Annotated in this window: 15 protein-coding genes; 8 read left to right on the top strand and 7 right to left on the bottom strand. The window is 69.7% G+C overall.

Going from position 1 to position 17,708, the window contains the following annotated elements; genetic code table 11:
* Positions 1-12 precede the first annotated feature (12 nt).
* The 3 genes from SK803_RS16655 (at position 13) to SK803_RS16645 (ending at position 1,989) form a co-directional block, all read left to right on the top strand.
* On the top strand, positions 13-660 hold the full coding sequence (locus SK803_RS16655) for a MerR family transcriptional regulator (protein ID WP_319966908.1): 648 nt from the start codon (positions 13-15) through the stop codon (positions 658-660).
* Positions 661-742: 82 nt separating this feature from the next.
* Positions 743-1,243, top strand: a complete 501-nt coding sequence (locus SK803_RS16650) for an RNA polymerase sigma factor (RefSeq protein ID WP_319966907.1) — start codon at positions 743-745, stop codon at positions 1,241-1,243.
* The gene (locus SK803_RS16645; RefSeq protein WP_319966906.1) at positions 1,240-1,989 is read left to right on the top strand and encodes a hypothetical protein; all 750 of its coding nucleotides are present in this window, start codon (positions 1,240-1,242) and stop codon (positions 1,987-1,989) included. Before SK803_RS16650 ends, SK803_RS16645 begins: the two co-directional genes overlap by 4 nt.
* A 50-nt stretch (positions 1,990-2,039) precedes the next feature.
* Here SK803_RS16645 and SK803_RS16640 read toward each other — a convergent pair whose 3' ends face one another.
* The 3 genes from SK803_RS16640 to SK803_RS16630 form a co-directional block, all read right to left on the bottom strand.
* Entirely contained in the window at positions 2,040-5,219 is a 3,180-nt protein-coding gene (locus tag SK803_RS16640; RefSeq protein WP_319966905.1) for a S8 family serine peptidase, read from the bottom strand.
* Positions 5,220-5,300: 81 nt separating this feature from the next.
* Positions 5,301-5,786, bottom strand: coding sequence for a GNAT family N-acetyltransferase (locus tag SK803_RS16635; protein ID WP_319966904.1), 486 nt, complete (start codon positions 5,784-5,786; stop codon positions 5,301-5,303).
* Positions 5,773-6,378 carry a TetR/AcrR family transcriptional regulator gene (locus SK803_RS16630; protein WP_319966903.1) on the bottom strand — a complete coding sequence of 202 codons (606 nt, stop codon included), beginning with the start codon at positions 6,376-6,378 and terminating at the stop codon, positions 5,773-5,775. The genes SK803_RS16635 and SK803_RS16630 overlap by 14 nt, the downstream gene beginning before the upstream one ends.
* Before the next feature lie 69 nt (positions 6,379-6,447).
* On the opposite strand from SK803_RS16630, the gene SK803_RS16625 reads away from it, so the two are divergent.
* On the top strand, positions 6,448-7,089 hold the full coding sequence (locus tag SK803_RS16625) for an O-methyltransferase (RefSeq protein WP_319966902.1): 642 nt from the start codon (positions 6,448-6,450) through the stop codon (positions 7,087-7,089).
* A gap of 129 nt (positions 7,090-7,218) precedes the next feature.
* Here SK803_RS16625 and SK803_RS16620 read toward each other — a convergent pair whose 3' ends face one another.
* Positions 7,219-8,493, bottom strand: a complete 1,275-nt coding sequence (locus SK803_RS16620; RefSeq protein ID WP_319966901.1) for a ribonuclease D — start codon at positions 8,491-8,493, stop codon at positions 7,219-7,221.
* Positions 8,494-8,563: 70 nt separating this feature from the next.
* Complete coding sequence (locus tag SK803_RS16615; protein WP_015099292.1) at positions 8,564-9,280, bottom strand: response regulator; 717 nt, start codon at positions 9,278-9,280, stop codon at positions 8,564-8,566.
* A 255-nt stretch (positions 9,281-9,535) separates the two neighbouring features.
* Between SK803_RS16615 and SK803_RS16610 the strand changes: the two genes are divergently transcribed.
* Entirely contained in the window at positions 9,536-10,678 is a 1,143-nt protein-coding gene (locus tag SK803_RS16610) for a dipeptidase (protein ID WP_319966900.1), read from the top strand.
* Here the strand turns inward: SK803_RS16610 and SK803_RS16605 are convergent.
* Positions 10,675-11,217, bottom strand: coding sequence for a DUF3000 domain-containing protein (locus SK803_RS16605; RefSeq protein ID WP_030479951.1), 543 nt, complete (start codon positions 11,215-11,217; stop codon positions 10,675-10,677). The genes SK803_RS16610 and SK803_RS16605 overlap by 4 nt on opposite strands.
* A gap of 72 nt (positions 11,218-11,289) precedes the next feature.
* Here SK803_RS16605 and hemE point away from each other — a divergent pair, with 72 nt between their 5' ends.
* From hemE to hemQ, 3 genes are read left to right on the top strand one after another with little or no spacing between them, the layout of a single operon-like run.
* Positions 11,290-12,324, top strand: coding sequence for a uroporphyrinogen decarboxylase (hemE, locus tag SK803_RS16600; protein WP_319966899.1), 1,035 nt, complete (start codon positions 11,290-11,292; stop codon positions 12,322-12,324).
* Positions 12,324-13,751, top strand: coding sequence for a protoporphyrinogen oxidase (hemG, locus tag SK803_RS16595; RefSeq protein WP_319966898.1), 1,428 nt, complete (start codon positions 12,324-12,326; stop codon positions 13,749-13,751). Before hemE ends, hemG begins: the two co-directional genes overlap by 1 nt.
* 23 nt (positions 13,752-13,774) lie before the next feature.
* A complete protein-coding gene (gene hemQ / locus SK803_RS16590) occupies positions 13,775-14,467 on the top strand; it encodes a hydrogen peroxide-dependent heme synthase (protein ID WP_319966897.1) in 693 nt (230 codons plus the stop codon).
* A 48-nt stretch (positions 14,468-14,515) separates the two neighbouring features.
* Here hemQ and SK803_RS16585 read toward each other — a convergent pair whose 3' ends face one another.
* A complete protein-coding gene (locus tag SK803_RS16585) occupies positions 14,516-17,590 on the bottom strand; it encodes a S8 family peptidase (RefSeq protein ID WP_319966896.1) in 3,075 nt (1,024 codons plus the stop codon).
* Positions 17,591-17,708: the final 118 nt, after the last annotated feature.

Here is a 17,708-nt window from a genome sequence, read left to right as displayed (position 1 = left end):
TACACTATCCATATGCGTGTTGGCGAGCTTTCCAAGCGAAGCGGCGTCCCAGTGCCGACGATCAAGTACTACCTGCGTGAGGGACTGCTGCCTGCCGGCGTGCTGACCAGCCCGAATCAGGCTCACTACGACGACGAGCACCTCCGCCGGCTCCGGCTGGTGCGCGCTCTGGTGGACGTCGGAGGCCTGTCCATCGCCGGTGTGCGCGATGTCCTCGCCGCCGTCGACACCCACGACGAGTCGCTGCACAACAAGCTCGGTGCCGTGCAGGAGGCCATCAGTCATCCGGGCTCGGGCGAGCTCGATCCGCTCGCCGTCGAGGACGTCCAGGCGTTCTTCGAACGGCAGGGCGAGACCGAGTGCGTCGACGTCACCGAGAGCAACGTGACCCACATGCTCGCGTCCGCCCTGTCCGCGGCCCGCTCGGTGGGCCACGACCAGTTCCGCGATCTCCTCGACTCGTACCTGGAGGGGCTGAAGATCATCGCGCAGGCCGACCTCGACTACGTCGCCCGGCACAGTTCGAGCGACGACATCATCGAGGCGATGGTCGTCGGCACCCTCATCGGCGACACCGTCATCAAGGCGGTGCGCCGGCTCGCGCACGCCCAGGTGTCGCGGGAGGTGCTCGGCGGCGGCCCCGCCGACCCAGCGTCCTGAACCGTGTCTTCCACCGCTGGACGGAATGCGGGTTCGGGTGAAAGACCGGGCGTCCTGCCGGACATGTCCCGAGGTGGAGCAGGTGGAGGTGGAACCGCGCCAGACGGGCTTCGAGACCGTCGCGCAGGAGCTGATCGAGCCGCTGCGCCGGTACCTGGCCCGGCGGACCGATTCGGCGACCGCTGACGACGTGCTGTCCGAGACGCTGCTGGTCGCCTGGCGGCGCCGCGACGAGATGCCGGCCGAACCGCTGGCCTGGGCCTACGCCGTGGCGCGCAACTGTCTCGCCAACGCCGAGCGCACGCGACGCAGACAGGACCGGCTGCTCGTGCGGATCTGGCAGCTGGCCAGGCCGCCCGAGCAAGCCCCGGCGCGCGACGACCCGGATCCGGCGCTGGCCGGGGCGCTCGCCCGGTTGTCCTCAGCGGACGCCGAACTCGTGCGGCTCTGGGCGTGGGAGGAACTGGGTCCGGCCGAGATCGCCGAGGTCGTCGGGATGAGCCCCAACGCGGTCAGCATCCGGCTGCACCGCGCCCGCAAGAAGATGAAGGCGATGCTGGACGAGGAAGGCGAGCGGCCATGAGCGGGGACGACCTGCGCGAGAGGATGCGCCGCGCGGATCCGGCGGCGTCGTTGCGTCCGTTGCCGGAGGAGGAGGCACGGCGGCTGGTGGCCGGTGCCAAGCTCGATTTCCCCTCCGCACCGAGGTTTGCCACGCGACGGTTGCCGGTGCTCGTCGGCGCGGCGGCCGCAGTCGCTGTGGTCGCTGGAGTTCTCGTGCTGGCCGACGACGGTCCGGCGCAGAGGCCGGGCCCGGCCGTCGCGCTGCCGCCGTCGACCCAGCCTGGTCTCGCGACGGGGTCCGGTGCGCCGGACGGCAGCGGGGGCCGGCCGACGATCACCGCCCAGCCACAGCCGAGCGCCGGGACGTCACCGGTGATCCCGCCGCCGGTCAGCCCCAGTTCGTCGGAGGGACGCAAGACCACGGTCGCCGTGCTGACGGAGACCCAGCCGGATCCGGAAGTCCGTTGCCGCAAGCCGGAAGCGACGGTCCTCGCCGCGAGCGCGCAGATGGCGTTCGAGGCCACCGTGCTGCGGATCGAGGGCAACGTCGTGACGCTGCGGGTGCGTCGCGCCTGGACCGGCGAGGCCGATCTTGTCGAGGTTCGGAACACCACCGCGGCGCCGGTGCTCGCGGGGTTCGAGCCCGAGGTCGGCCGGAAGTACCTGGTGGCGGCGTCCGACGCGCAGGTCATGGGTTGTGGCTACAGCGGTCTCGACGAGCCGGAACTGCGAGCGGTCTACGACGAGGCGTTCCCGAAGCGCTGAAACGAAGCGCTGAAACGACGAAGGGCCCGGCCGGCGCCGGGCCCTTCGCGCTACTTCGTCAGGTAGGCGTTGATCACGGTCTGGGTGACCGAGTCACCACCCTTGCTCACCATGGTGGCCCGCAAGGAAACGCTGCCGCCCTTGGCCGGGTTGACGACGAACATCGAGTCGCCGGCGACCCACGCCTGCTGCCAGGTGGCGCCCTTGTCGTAGGACACCTGCGTGGTCAGCGACCTGGCGCTGCCTTGCAGCGTCAGCGGAATCCGCTGGAACCGGTGCGCGGGCAGGGTTCCGTCGAGCGCGAGTGCCGGCGTGAACCGGACCATCGACAACGGAATCTGCGCCATGCCGTCGGTCCTGGCCGAGTCGAAGCCCCACGTCGTGGTGATCGACGTGCTGATCGCCGCGACGCCCGAACGGTTCGCCGTGGTGGTCAGCTCGTACCGGCCGGGAGCCTCTGGCATGGAGAAGAACGTCTCCAGGTCCAGCGGGCGGTCCGTCGAGTCGATCACCTTGCCGTTCTGCTTCAGCGCCGTAGACCCGGACTCCACCGTCGAACCGCCGGGGCGGCCCTGACCGTCGGTGAAGAAGGGCAGGCTGCCGAACAGGATGTCGCCGTCGCGGAACAGGCCGACGCGGCGTTCGTTCGACAGCGCGGGACCGAAAACGCCGGTGTTGAACGTCTTCTTGTAGGTGCGTCCCGGCTTGAACTGTTCTTCCGCGCCTTGCCAGTAAGCCTCGGTCGTGTCGCCGTTGTCCTGTTCGAAGCGGAATCCCCAGGTGTGCGTCGGGGAGTACAGGTGCAGCTTGCGGGTGTGCGGCAGGGCGTACCCGAAGGCGACGCCGAACACCGGGTCCTCGCCGACGGCGGCTTCGGCGTGCAGGAAGCCCGTGCGTCCCTCCGCGGTGGTGCCGGCCGAGGCCTCGACGATCACGAGGTCCTTGGCCTTCAGGTGCTTGCGGTTGCCGGTCCAGAACTTCGTGAGCGTCGTGGACTGGTCGACGACGTGGAACTCCTTCTGGTCGGTGCCGGTGTAGGACGCGACGACCAGTTCGTTCATCTCACCTGACTTGCCCTCCGGACCGACGTGCGCCGTGTTGAGGACGGTGAGCGGCAGGCCCAGCAGGCCGAAGCCGTACTCCATCGACGGCACCTTGTGGCCGGCCCTGATGTACGAGTGCCGTTCGGCGGGGTTGCCCGGCAGCGTGATGTCGACGGGCTTGGCCTGGCGGGCGTCGAGCGTGATCGTCGTGTCGCCGTTGATCTCGATGTTGGTGCCGTTGAACCAGTTGTAGTTCGGGGTCGCCTGCTCGGGGCCGACCCACTGGCGGCCGGTCAGCAGGTAACGGCCCTTGGCGACGCGCAGGGTCTCCAGGCCGGTGCCGAGACCGACGTAGTTGCCCTTCGCGTCGCCGGTGACGCCCTGCAGTTCCGTGCGCCAGTCCGCGGCGGGCTTGCCGTCACGGCCGATCGCCTTGACCGTGACGCTGTACCGCTCGGGTTCGCGGGTCACGGCCGCAGCGGTGACAACGGACTGGCCGTCGCCGCTCGCGTTGACGTACGCGCTGAACGTGCCGGACGCGTCACCGCCGAGCTTGGTGTCGGCGGTGAGCGTGGTGCTCGCGGAGCCGTGCCCAGGGACGGTCAGCTTGGTGGTCCCGAGCGTGAAGAAGCCCTGCGGTGCCGTGGTGTTCAAGGCGAGGCCGAGCGTGACCGGCTGGTCGCTTTCGTTGCGGTAGACGACATCGCGCTTGATCGCGACGTCGTCGTGGTGCGGCCACAGCGCCGTGCCGAAGGAGATCGAGCCGGACGAGACGGTCTGCTTGATCGCCTTGGCGACGTCGGTGCGGCCCACGCCCTGCTCGAACGGGTTGTGCGCGCCCGGTTTCGCACTCGCCATCAACGCGGACTTGATCTGGCCGCCGTTCCAGTCCGGGTGCACCTGGGCCAGGATCGCCGCCGCGCCCGTGACGTGCGGGGTGGCCATCGAGGTGCCGCGGAGCGAGATGTAGCCGTCGGCCGGCCTCGGCTGAGTGTCGCCGAGCCTGCCTGCCGCCGCGGCGCCGATGCCGACGCCGGGTGCGGTGATGTCGGGCTTGACCGCGCCGTCGCCGTTGCGCGGGCCGGTGCTCGAGAAGCTCGCGAGCTCGTCGTCGCGGTCCACGGCGCCGACGGTGAGCGCGGCGTCCGCGCTGCCGGGCGAACCGACGGTGTTCGGGCCGGAGTTGCCCGACGCGATGACGAACAGCGTGCCGGTCTCCTGGGAGAGCCTGTTGATCAGGATCTCCATCGGGTCCAGCAACGGGCCGTCCTCGCCGCCGAGGCTCATGTTGACGACGTCCGCCTGCTGCTCGACGGCCCACTCGATGCCCGCGAGGATCCCGGACTCGTAGCCCGAACCGTCGTCGCCGAGCACCTTGCCGTCGAGGATGCGCGCTCCCGGCGCCACGCCCTTGAACTTCCCGCCCGACTTCGCGCCGGTGCCGGCGGCGATGGACGCGACGTGCGTGCCGTGGCCGACGCGGTCCTGGTTGTCGGGGGAGTCGGTGAAGTTCTTCTCCGCGATCTCCTGGGTGGCGAGGTCGGGGTGGGTGTTGTCGACGCCGGTGTCGAGCACGGCGATCTTCACGCCCTTGCCGTCGAACCCTTGTTGCCACGCCTGCGGTGCGCCGATCTGGGCGGTGCTGCGGTCGAGCTCCGCTTTGTACACAGCATCCAGCCAGATGGAGGTCTTCGCGGTTCGGCTGGTCGACAGCGACTTCCACACGGTCGCCGCGTCCTGGGCGGTCACCGTGACGGCGTCGACACCGATGCGGTTGAACGAGCGCGCATTCTGCATACCGGATCCTGCCGACACGAGCAGGCCGAGCCCCTTGCGCCTGGTGTACTCGGGGCGGCTGAGCAGGGCGAGGTCGAACAGGCGCCGGTCGAGCCGGCCCTCGGTGATCATCGCTTCCACATCGGCGGGGATGGCGTAGAAGTGCGCGCCGTCCTCTCTCGTGGAAACCATGATGTGCTCGCGGCCCGGTGCGGGCTTGAACTCGGCCGGCCTGCCCTTGTCGTTGGTGCGGACCTGGTCACCGGTGATCAGGGTGATCCACTGCCCGGACCGGGTGGCCGGCCGGTTGATGTCGGCTGTGTCGGCCGTGGTCGCGGCGGCGGGGGTGGCGCCGGAGAGCGCTGCGGCCAGCGCGAGGCTGACCACGGCGATGGGGAGATTTCGTTTCAACGGAGGCCTCTCCTCGGGACGGACTGCTCCTCGGAGGGCATATGTCCGTCAAGAGGCCCCGATATTTCGCAACGGCAACTGTCAAAGCCGCAGGAGTCGCTGCCAGCGGACCTCGCCGTCCTGCCACACGTCGGTGGCGGTGAGCCCGGCGGACGCGGCGACGGCGGCGGACGCGTGGTGGCCGGGGTGGACGTGGGCGACGGCGGTGTGCACCGGTTCGGTCGCGAGCCAGCCGACGAGACCTCGGGCCGCCTCGCCGGCGATGCCGCGGCCCTGCCACGGCGTGCCGACGACCCACGCGATCTCGGCGACCTGGCCGGCGACGGTCGCCTGGACGGTGCCGACGAGGCGGTCTTCGATGCGCAGCCGGATCACCCAGTTGAGCCAGCGCTCGGAGGGATCGGGCGAGCCCGCGACCAGCCGCCGGTACCGGGCGAGGAGGGCGTCGGGGGAGTACGGGGCGCCGCCGATGAAGGTGTGCAGCGCCGGGTCCGCCAGCACATCGGCCATCTCCTCGGCGTGCTCGGCCTGGAGCGGCAGCAGGTCCAGCCGGTCAGTGCTGATCATGCTGCTGGTGGCGGTGCAGGAAGGCGGCGACGAGGTCGTCGGTGAACGCCCGTGGCACGGGTGCGCCGGTGACCAGGACGCGGTAGTGGACGGGCCCGACGAGGTGGTCGAGTGCGACGTCCACGTCGAGGTCGCCGGGCAGCTCGCCGCGCTCGATCGCGCGCAGCAGTGGGATGCGGTCGCGGTCGCGCTGGGCGCTGAGGTGGTCGTCGCGCAGCCGGGTCGCGAGTTGGGGGTCGTGCTGGGCCTGGCCCGTCAGCGCGCGGAACACCGCGCCGGGGTCGGACTGGGTGAGGAACTCGGCGAGCCGCGCCAGGTGAGCGCGCAGATCGGTGCCGAGATCGCCGTGGTCTTCCGGCGTGAGGTGCTGGGCCATGTCCTCGGTGAACGCCTCCAGCAGCACGTCGACCTTGGACGGCCACCAGCGGTAGATCGTTTGCTTCGCGACGCCGGCCCGTGCGGCGATGCCCTCGATCGTCACCCCGGCGAAACCGCGTTCGGCGAGCAGGTCGTCGGCCGCCTCCAGCACGGCCTGCCGCGCTTCCTCGCTGCGTCCGTGCCGGTTTCCGCGATGCGCGGTGCCGCTCTCCATCGCCACCTCCAGGGGCCGTACCTTAGCCGGGGCTAGTCTAGACGCAACGTTGCGTCTACTCTGGCCGCCATGACCATCACCTTGCACGAACCGCGGGTTCGCTCGGTCCTCGACCGGCTGTTCGGCGCCGCCGCGTCGGACGACAGCTTCGACGCGCCGTGGGACGAACTGCGCTCGGCGAGCGCGCAGGAACGCGCCGACGCGCTGGCCGGTGTCTACATGCCGATCTCCGCCAGCGGCGGCGAGCTCCTCTACGGACTGGTGCGGTCCAGTCGTCCGGACACCGTCGTCGAGTTCGGCACGTCGTTCGGCATCTCGACGCTCTACCTGGCGGCGGCCGTCGCCGACAACGGCAAGGGGCACGTGTACGGGACCGAGATGTCCGCGGCGAAAGTCGCCACCGCGCGGAAGAACCTCGACGAGGCGGGTCTCGGCGGTGTCGCGACGATCCTGCCCGGCGATGCCCGTCGCTCGCTCGCCGGGCTGGCCGGCCCGATCGGGCTCGTCCTGCTCGACGGCTGGAAGGACCTCTGCCTGCCGGTGCTGCGCGACCTCGAACCCCGGCTCGCGCCCGGCGCGCTGGTCGTCGCCGACGACATCGACCAGGAGTCGATGGCCGGCTACCTCGCCTACGTGCGCGACCCGGCGAACGGCTACGTCAGCGTCGCGTTCCCGGTCGAGGACGGCATGGAGATCAGCTGCCGGGCCTGACCGGATCCTCCGCTACCGGCCCCTGGCAATGAGTCTTTTGCGGACGATGTCAAAAGACTCATTGCTAAGGGCCAGGTCAGCGGCGAGCAGCCCGCCGGTGTGCCGGAGGGTGAACTGATATATCGGATATCAGGTGGTGGGTGAGGGTGCGGGCGGAGGTGCCGGTGCGGCGGCTGTCAGGGCCTTGGCCATGGCTTCGAGGGTGAGCTCGATCTGCCAGGAGCGGGCCCCGCCATCGCGCAGCACGGTGGCCACGGATTCTGGGGAGAGGTCGTCCGGCGGTTGCCAGCAGGTGCGCCGCACCAGGTCGGGCAGCAGGAGGTTCTCCACCGGGAGGGTGTTGGCCTCGGCGATGGTCGTCAGTGCCGTGCGGGCAGCGGCCAGGCGGGCAGCGGCGTCCGGGTCCTTGTCCGCCCAGCGGTTGGGCGGGGGTGGGCCGTCGTGCTGGCCGGCGGGTTCCGGGAGCTCCGACTTGGTCAGGGCGGCGCCCTTGCGCAGGGCGTTCATCCAGACGCCGGACATGCGGCGCTGGGCTCGGCCGCGGAAGACCGGGAGAGCCAGCAGTTCGGCTTCGGACGCCGGGTTGCGGGCGGCTGCCTCCATCAGCGCGGAGTCCGGGAGGACTCGGCCGGGGGCGATGTCGCGTTCGCGGGCCACTGTGTCGCGGGCTTCCCAGAGGGAGCGGACCAGGGCGAGTTGCCGCTGGTTGCGCACGCGGTGGATACCCGACGTGCGCCGCCAGGGGTCGGTACGGGGGCGCGGCAACGGCGCCGTCCGTACCGCCTCGAACTCCTCGAGCGCCCAGGCGAGTTTGCCTTGGCGCTCCAGCTCGGTTTCGAGAACGTCGCGCAGCTGCACGAGCAGCTCCACGTCCAGAGCGGCGTACGTCAGCCAGTCGGCAGGAAGGGGGCGGCGCGACCAGTCGGCCGCGCCGTGCCCCTTCTCCAGCCGAAAGCCGAGCAGCCGCTCGACCAGCGTGCCCAATGCCACACGTTCGAACCCAGCCAGCCTGCCCGCCAGCTCGGTGTCGAACAGCGCGCCGGGTCGCAGCCCGAGTTCGGCGAGGCACGGCAGGTCCTGAGACGCCGCGTGCAACACCCACTCAGTGCCGTCCAACGCCTGCACCAGTGGGTCGAGCCGTCCGCCTAGGGCGATCGGGTCGACCAACCATGTGCCGGCGCCTTCCCGGCGCAGTTGCACCAGATAGGCACGCTGTGAGTAGCGGTAGCCCGAGGCTCGCTCGGTGTCCACCGCGACCGGGCCCTTCGCCCCGGCGAGCGCGTCAGCGGCTCGCCGGAGCGCAGCAGGATCGGCGACCACGGGCGGGACCCCATCAGCAGGTTCCGTCAGCGGTACCGGATCTGGTCCGGTTGGTGCGGTTGGCTCGTCGGCGGGTACATCCACAGCGGATGACCCTACGACGATCGCACCACTCACAGGTGTTCTCGGCCGGTTCAGTGCTTCAAACCGGTATCTAACGGATCACGCCGGCACGCATTGCCAGCGCGACCATCTGAGCGCGATCCCCGGTGCCCAGCTTCCGGCCGATCCGCGACAGGTGAGACTTCACCGTCAACGCGGACAAGCTCAGAGCCTCGCCGATTTCCTTGTTGCTCTGGCCATCGGCGACCAGCTGGAGCACCTCGACCTCACGCGCGGAGAGTTCCCGCGGCGTGTTGTCGGTGCCCGGCACCCGAGTACCCGCTGCGAGTACTGGTGCCACGCTCGGATCTGCGTAAACGCCACCATCGAGAACCCTGCGCACCCCGTCGGTGACCACCATCGGAGAGGCGGACTTCAGGAGGTACGCCTGGGCGCCCGCCTGGAAGGCCGACCTGACCGCGTAGGGGTCGTCGGAGGATGCGAGGACCACGATGCGGGGCCAGCCCTGAGCACGGAGTTCCGTGACCAGGTCGATGCCGGTGCCATCCGGCAGGCCCAGATCGAGGATCGCGAGGTCGCATGGTCCGGTAGCGAGTGCCCGCGCCCGAGCCTCCGCCACCGAAGCGGCCTCATGAACTGTCCCGGCTCCCATTTGGGTGAGCCGGGCTGATATCGCCTCCCTCAGCAGTGGGTGGTCGTCGACCACCAGCACTGAAAAAAGCTCTTCCCGCGGGTGCGGGACCATGTTCGCCGGCAACGAGCCGGCTGGCGTGGTACGAACGGCCTGACCTAAGCCGACGGCAGCCACGTCACTACCTCCCTGGAGTCGGTCGTGCCCCCCGACCGGCACCGGAGACTTTCGTCCAATCAGCCGCGCCACTGATCGACCGAAAGTGGTGTCGTCTGGGGCAGCGTAGCCGCCCATGCGGGTCTACGGGACGATCAATCGGGTATCTATCCCTATTGAGTTGTGACAGATGGCCTCATGTGTCACACGATCGGATGACAACTAGATAGGGGGAGTAACACGCGTCCCTCTCAGAACGACATCTAGGAGTTGGTTGTGCCGAGCTCTACCGGTCACGAGCGAGCGCGTGCGTTGCTGCAGCGTGTGCCCCTCGTCGACGGCCACAACGACCTGCCGTGGGCTCTGCGCGAGTTCGGCGAAGGAACGGGCGAGGACGTCTACACGACCGCCGCCAAGATCGATCTCACGGAACGTCATCCCAGCCTGCACACGGACATCGTGAAAATGCGCGAGGGCGGCTTGGGGATGCAGTTCTGGTCCGTCTGGATTCCCGGCCGGCTGGCGGGCGACGGCGCCGTGACGGCTGTGCTGGAGCAGGTCGAACTGGTCCACGAACTGGCGGAGCGCTACTCCGAACACCTGGGCATCGCGACGACCGCCGCCGAGGCTGAAAAAGTTTTCGCGTCCGGGCGTGTCGCCTCCCTCCTGGGTGCCGAGGGCGGACATTCCATCAACTCTTCACTCGGCGTTCTGCGGGCGCTGCGGCGCTTGGGCGTCCGCTACATGACGCTCACCCACAACGACAACACGCCGTGGGCCGACAGTGCTACTGACCAGCCGGAACACGGCGGGCTGACCGAGTTCGGCCGCGACGTCGTGCGCGAGATGAACCGGATCGGCATGCTCGTCGACCTGAGCCACGTCGCGCCCAGCACGATGCACGCGGCGCTCGACACGAGCGTCAAGCCTGTGATCTTCAGCCACTCGTCCTGCCGCCACGTCGCGGACCACCCGCGCAACATCCCGGACGACGTCCTGGTGAAGCTGAGGTCCAACGGCGGTGTGGCCATGATCACATTCGTTCCGGACTTCGTCTCGCCCCGTGTCGCTGAATGGGACGCAGCCCTTCGTGACGCGATGACCGCCGCCGGCGCGAGCCACGCCGACATGGGGGAGCGCAAGACGTTCAGCGAGAAGTGGTCGGTGGACAACCCGAAGCCGGGCGCCACCCTCGACGACGTCGTCGCGCACCTCGAACACGCGCGTGAGGTCGTCGGAATCGACCACATGGGCCTTGGCGGTGACTACGACGGCGTGAAGTCGCTTCCGGAAGGACTGGAGGACGTCTCCACCTATCCGAACCTCATCGGCGCACTGCTCGACAAGGGCTGGTCCGAGGACGACTGCACGAAGCTCGCGGGCGCGAACATCCTGCGCGTCCTGCGAGACGCCGACTAACGCTGCCCGAAGAGAGTGACGCCGACCGGCGGCAGCCCCACGGCTGTCGCCATCAGCTCGTAGAACGCGGTGCCGTGCTCGGCGAGTTCACCGTCGAGCGCGGTCCACGACGCACGCAGCTCCAGGTCGTCGGTGCGAGCAGGTCCCGCGATGTCGCCGAACCGCGCCGAGGACGTCTGTGTAACTGTGCCGCCCAGCGCGGTGAACCCGGCGCCGGACTGCTCCAGGGCCTCGGTCAGCCACGACCACCCGACCTCGGGCAGCAGCGGATCCGACGCGAGCTCGTGGTCCAACTCGACGCGCACGTACGCCACAACGCGCAGGACACCGCCCCACGCCTCGTCGCCGTCCGGGTCGTGCAGCAGCACGAGCCTCCCGGTCGACAGCTCGTCCGACGGGCCGGTGACCTCAGCCGTCAGCGCGTACGCCCACGGCGCGAGCCGCTGCGGTGGGCGAACCTCGGTGAGTTCGATCTCGGGCCTGTGGCGAACCGACTTGAGCGTCCCCACCGCCCGGCGGAAGATTTCCGGCTCGGTCACGCAACTGACTGTATGCCTCGCTAACCGACCGAGTGATGGCGGCACGCCGAGACGTGGGACCATGAAAGCGATATGACTGCACAAGTTCCTCTCCTCGTGGCCGCAAGTGGCGGCACCCCGTCGCACACCCCTGTCTGGTTCATGCGGCAGGCGGGACGGTCGTTGCCCGAGTACCGGGCACTTCGCCAGGGCACCGCGATGCTCGACGCCTGCATGCACCCGGAGATGGTCTGCGAGATCACCATGCAGCCCGTCCGGCGGCACGGCGTCGACGGCGCGATCCTGTTCTCCGACATCGTGGTGCCGCTCAAGGCCGCCGGTGTCGACCTCGACATCGTCGCGGGCACCGGTCCCGTGGTCGCGAACCCGGTCAGGACGCTCGACGACGTGCGGAGGCTCCCCGAGCTGCACGCCGAGCAGGTCCAGCCGGTCGCGGACGCGATCGGGTTGCTGCTCAAGGAACTGCCCGCCGAGGTCGCCCTGATCGGGTTCGCCGGCGCGCCGTTCACGCTCGCCTCCTACCTGGTCGAGGGCGGGCCGAGCAAGAACCACGAGCGCACCAAGGCGCTCATGCACGGCAACCCCGAGCTGTGGCACGCGCTGCTCGCCAAGATCGCGGACGTCACCGCCGCGTTCCTGCACGCGCAGCTCGACGCCGGTGTGCAGGCGGTCCAGCTGTTCGACTCGTGGGCGGGCGCGCTGTCCGAGCGCGACTACCGCGAGTTCGTCCTGCCGCACTCCACCCGCGTCCTCGAGACGATCACCACCGTGCCGCGCATCCACTTCGGCGTCGGCACCGGTGAGCTGCTGCCCGCGATGCGCGAGGCCGGCGCGGACGTCGTCGGCGTCGACTGGCGGATCCCCCTGGACGTCGCCGTGCGGCGACTCCAGCAGGCGAACCCCGAGCTGCCGAAGCCGGTCGTGCAGGGCAACCTCGACCCGGCGTTGTTCTTCGCGGGCTTCGAGGCCGTCGAACGTGAGGTGCGCCGCATCCACGCCGAGGGCAAGGCGGCCGCGGGCCACATCTTCAACCTCGGCCACGGCGTGCTCCCCGACACCGATCCGGAGATCATCACCCGGACCGTCGAACTGATCCACAGTTTGTAATGCACGGAAGAACGCCGCACGTCGCAGTTGTCGGGGGAGGTATCTCCGGCATGGCCGCCGCGCACAGGTTGCGGATGCTGCTCGGTCCCCAGGCCAGGATCACGGTGATCGAGCAGTCCGACCGCCTCGGCGGCAAGCTGCGCACGACCGAGCTCGCGGGCGTGCGGTTCGACGTCGGCGCCGAGGCGTTCCTGCACCGCAAACCCGAGGCGCAGGAGCTGATCAACGAGGTCGGGCTCACCGCCGACGTCGTGCACCCCACGGCGGCGAAGGCGTCGGTCCACGCGGCCGGGCGCACGCACCAGCTGCCGGCGCACACGTTCATGGGTGTTCCGGCGAGCGTCGAGACCGTGCGGCACATGCTGTCGTCCGAGGGCGCGTTGCGGGTCGAGATGGAACCGACGCTGCCGCCTGTCGAGCTCAGGGGCGGCGACGTCGCCGTCGGCGCGCTGATGAAGGACAGGTTCGGTCCCGAGGTCGCCGACCGGCTGGTAAGTCCGTTGCTGGGCGGCGTCTACGCGGGCCGCGCGGACGAGCTGGGCCTGCGCGCCACGATGCCGCAGATCGCGACGCTGCTGGACAAGGGCGTCGGCTCGCTGCTCGCGGCCGCCGCGATGATGATGCCGGCGCCACCGCAGCCCCGCGCCGCACGTCAACCCGTCTTCGCCAGCCTCGGCAACGGCGTCCAGTCGCTGGTCGACCGGCTCGCCGAGGTCGCGAAGCCGGAGATCAGGCTGGGCCTGCCGGTGCGCGTGCTCTCGTGGCTGGGCGACGGCTGGCGGCTGGAGATCGGCTCGGCCGCGACGCCGCAGTACCTGGACTGCGACGGCATCGTGCTCGCGGTCCCGGCTCCGTCGGCGCGCAAGCTGCTGCACGAGATCGCGCCGCAGGTGTCCGCCGCGTACGGCAAGATCGAGGTCGCCTCGATGGCCGTGGTCGCGCTCGCGCTGCCGCCGGGCACCGAGCTGCCGGACCGCTCCGGCATCCTGATCGCGGAGGGGGAGCGGTACAGCGACCGCATCACCCCGTTCACCGCCAAGGCGTTCACGTTCTCCAGCCGCAAGTGGTCGCACCACGGCGAACCGGTCGTGCTGCGCGGTTCGGTCGGCCGGTACGGCGAGACGGCGCTCCTGCAGCGCAGCGACGCCGACCTCGTCAAAGCCGTGCGCAACGACCTGCACGAGCTGACCGGGATCAGGGCCGAACCCGTCGACTACGTGGTGCAGCGCTGGGGTGGTGGGCTGCCGCAGTACGGCGTCGGCCACGTCGACCTGGTCGACACCATCGAGCGGGGCATCGGCCACGTGCCGGGCATCGCCGTCGCGGGCGCCGCGCTGCACGGTGTCGGTGTGCCCGCGTGCATCGCCACCGCCGACGCGGCCGCCGCCCGTGTCGCAGCACACCTGCTGGGCCGCGTTCGGCGTTGAGCGGCCCGTGCCAAGATGGAGCTATGGCGCGCCTGAACTACAACGAACTCAACGACACCATCCGCTACACGATGTGGTCTGTGTTCCGGGTCGAACCGGGGAAGCTGCCGGAGGACCGAACGGCTGCCGCCTCCGAGACCCAGAACTACCTGGACGCGTTGGAGGGCAAGGGCGTCATCGTCCGCGGTGTCTACGACCTGGCCGGTCTGCGGGCGGACGCGGACTTCATGATCTGGTGGCACGCCGAGGAGATCGAGCAGGTGCAGGCCGCCTACACCGGCTTCCGCCGCACGCCGCTCGGCAAGGTCTCCACGCCGGTCTGGTCGCAGGTCGCGCTGCACCGCCCGGCGGAGTTCAACCGCAGCCACATCCCCGCGTTCCTCGCGGGTGAAGAGGCGCGCAAGTACGTGTGCGTCTACCCGTTCGTGCGGTCCTACGAGTGGTACCTGCTGCCGGAGGAGGACCGCCGCAAGATGCTGGCGGACCACGGCAAGGAAGCCCGTGACTTCCCGGACGTGCGCGCGAACACCGTCGCGTCGTTCGCGCTGGGTGACTACGAGTGGCTGCTCGCGTTCGAGGCGGACGAGCTGCACCGGATCGTCGACCTGATGCGTCACCTGCGCGGCACCGAGGCGCGGCTGCACGTGCGCGAGGAGATCCCGTTCTACACGGGCACCCGCATCCCGGCCGCCGAGCTGGTCACGAACCTGCCGTAGCAACGAGAAAAGGGCCGCCCGCGGAGGCGGCCCTTTCCCGTCAGTGCACTACGCCACCTTGTAGGCGTGGATCACGGTGATCTCGACCGTGTTGCCCTTGGCGTCCTTCGCCGTGGCCTTCAACGAGGTCCACTTGGCGCCCGCCGGGTGGTAGATCAACGCGCTGTTGCCGACCACACCCGCGTTGCGCCACGACTCGCCGTCGTCGTGCGAGTACTGCACGCCGGTGACACGCACCTTGCCCGTGTCGCCGTGCGACTGGGTGAGCAACCCGATGCGCTGCAACGTGCCCGCGGGCACCGCGCCGTTGTCGTCGAGCTTGGGCGCGAACCGCACGACGTTCAGCGGAATGGTGTCGACCACGTCCGGCACGCCCTTGGACTTGAACGTCCACGCCGCGGACACCTTGCTGCTGAGTTCGAACTGCGAACTCCGGTCGAGGTCGGCCGTGAGGCGGAAGTCGGCCTCCGGCAGCGGCACGTTCTGGAAGTTGCCGCTGGTGCCCTCACCGATCAACACGCCGTTGCGGTAGAGCGCGGCCCGGAAACTGTCCACAGTGGAACCACCCTGGCCGTTGTTCGCGTCGCTCAGCATCGGAACACTGGCGAACAACTGCGTGCCGGACCGCTGCGCGTACGGGTATGGGGACTCGGGCAGCGCCGGCGAGAACACCGGCTGGTTCTCCCGCTCCTGGTAGGTCTTGCCCGCCTCGTACGTGCGAAGCCCGGAGATGGTCTGCTCGCGGCCGCCGTTCGCGTGGGTGATGCTCACGATCGACTGCCAGCGCAGGTCCTCGGTCGTCACGTAGTCGACGGCCTTGCTGCCCGACGGCACCTGGTAGAGCGCCGATCCACCGCTCAGGCCGTGCACCGAGTTCGGGATCTCGCCCTTGGTGGCCAGGCTGTCCGGCTTGAGGCCGCCGATGGTGGCCTCGACGCGCGCCAGATCCTTCTTGGCGGGCGCGCGCGTCAAGCCGTTCGGCAGGCTGCCGCCGACCGGGTAGGACAGCCGGTAGTAGACGTTGGCCTCAGCCGCGGAGTTCGCGTGCAGCGTCGCCAGCGACGACAGCTCCTTCGGCGAGAGCGGTCCGCCGACCTGTGCGGCCGAGACGCCGTCGAAGCCGCCGAACGAGATCAGGCCCGCCTGCACGATCTGCTGGCCGTGCGTGCGCCGGTAGCTGAGCTCACCGACCACGAAGTTGCCGGTGGGTTCCGGGGCCTGCACCGACAGCGGCTGTGCCAGCCTGGCGTCCTGCTTGATCGTCAGGTCGCCGGTCAGCTTCACGGTCGGCTGGAGCACCATGTCCAGGCCCTGCGGTGAGCTCAGCGTCGACTCGACCGAGTAGAGGCCCTTCGGCAGGCGGATCTTCTGGTCACCGGCACCGAAGAGAGCCTTGAACCCCCTGCTGTCCAGACCGTCGACGAACGTCAGGGCGTTCTCGGGGTCCTGCCCGTCCTTGGTGGTCAGGTCGATGGTGAGGGTGTAGCTCTCCACCTCGCGGTCGACGCCGACGAGCGTGCGGACGGTGTGCGTACCGGACGTGGCGACGACCTCGCCGGAGTACGCGGCGTCCTGGGTGCCGACGCGGGTGTCACCGGTGACCTTGACGGCCGCGGTGCCCTTGGCGGGAACCGTCACCTTCGAGGCGCCCAGCGAGAACATGCCCTGCGGCGCGGTGGACTTCAGCGCGACGTCGAGCGTGATCGCGGCGTCGGTCGGGTTGCTGTAGGTGATCGACTTGGTCTCCGGCTTGTCGTCACCGTGCGGCCACTCGTGCCGGCCGAGGTTCACCGCGACGACGTCGGCGGTCAGCACCTGGTTGATCGCCTTGGCCACGTCGACGCGGCCCGCGCCCTGGTCGAACGCGCTGACACCCGCGGTCGGCTTGGCGGTGGTGGCCAGCGCCGACTTGAGCTGCGCGGGCGTCCATTCCGGGTGCTGCTGGCGCAACAGGGCCGCGGCGCCCGCCACGTGCGGCGTCGCCATGGACGTGCCGCTCGCCGCGAAGTGGTCGCCGTTCGTGCCCGCGGCCGCCGCGACGATGCCGACGCCCGGTGCGGTCACCTCCGGCTTGAGTCCGCTGTCTCCGATGCGAGGGCCCTTGCTGGAGAACGGGGCGAGCGAGTCGTCGCGGTCCACCGCACCGACCGACAGCGCGGCCTCGGCGGTGCTGGGCGAGCTGACGGAGCCCGTCGAACCCGAGTTGCCCGCAGCGATGACGAACAACGTGCCGTACTGGGCCGTCAGGTCGTTGACCGCCTGCTCGAGCGGGTCGATCTCGGGGGTGTCGCCACCGCCGAGGCTCATGTTGACGACCTGCGCGCCCTGTTCGGCGGCCCAGCGCATGCCGTCGAGGATCCACGACTCCTGGCAACCGAACTCGACGCAGACCTTGGCGTCGATCAGCTGCGCGCCGGGTGCGACGCCGCCGTACTTGGTGTCGTGGCTCGCGACCGTGGAGCCGACGTGCGTGCCGTGGCCGACGTTGTCGGTGTTGTCGGGGTCGGTCGTGAAGTTCTTCTCCGCGATCTGCTGACCCTTGAGGTCGGGGTGGTTCTCGTCGACACCGGTGTCGACGATGGCGACCTTGATCCCCTTGCCGGTGATGCCGCGCTGGTGGGCGGCCGGTGCGCCGATCTGCGCGACGCTCCTGTCGAGGCTCGGCTTGCGCATGCCGTCGAGCCAGACCTTGTCACCGGAGTCAGCCTCCGCCTTGAGAGCGCTCCAGTCGTCCGTGGACCGTGCCGCGAGTCTGGCGTGACCGTCCACGATCAACGGCATCCGGTCGCGGTAGCCGAACTCCAGCAACGTGGTGACATCGAAGAGTCTGCGGTCGAGCCGGCCCGCCGCCAGGGGCCCGAACGCGTCCCTGGGAACGACCGTCGTGTGCCCGTCGTTACCGCGATGCGTCTTGAACGTCATGCCCTGGCGTCCCGCGCCGGGCTGGATCGCGACGACCTGCTGTCCCTGCCCCAGAAGGACCTTGTCGCCGGTGACGAGCGTGACCTCGTCGATCGCTTTCTGCGGTGTGCTCGCCGGTGGTGCGGCGGTGGCGACCGCCGGTGCCGCTGTCAGTGCGAGCGCGGTGAAGGCCGCGCCCAGCACTTTGGATTTGCCGCGCATTCGAATCCCCTCATGGTTCGAATTTCTGCGCGCTGTGGTCCGCGCAGGCCGGAAGGCCTTCCGCGACAAAGCGAAGGCAATGCGAAAAAGGTCCCCCAACCCTTTTGAACGTATCGAT

The sequence above is a fragment of the Lentzea miocenica genome (genome assembly GCF_033949945.1).
GTDB lineage: Bacteria > Actinomycetota > Actinomycetes > Mycobacteriales > Pseudonocardiaceae > Lentzea > Lentzea miocenica.
Note: the sequence above shows the minus strand (reverse complement) of the source record. Positions and strands in the feature narration are given on the sequence as shown.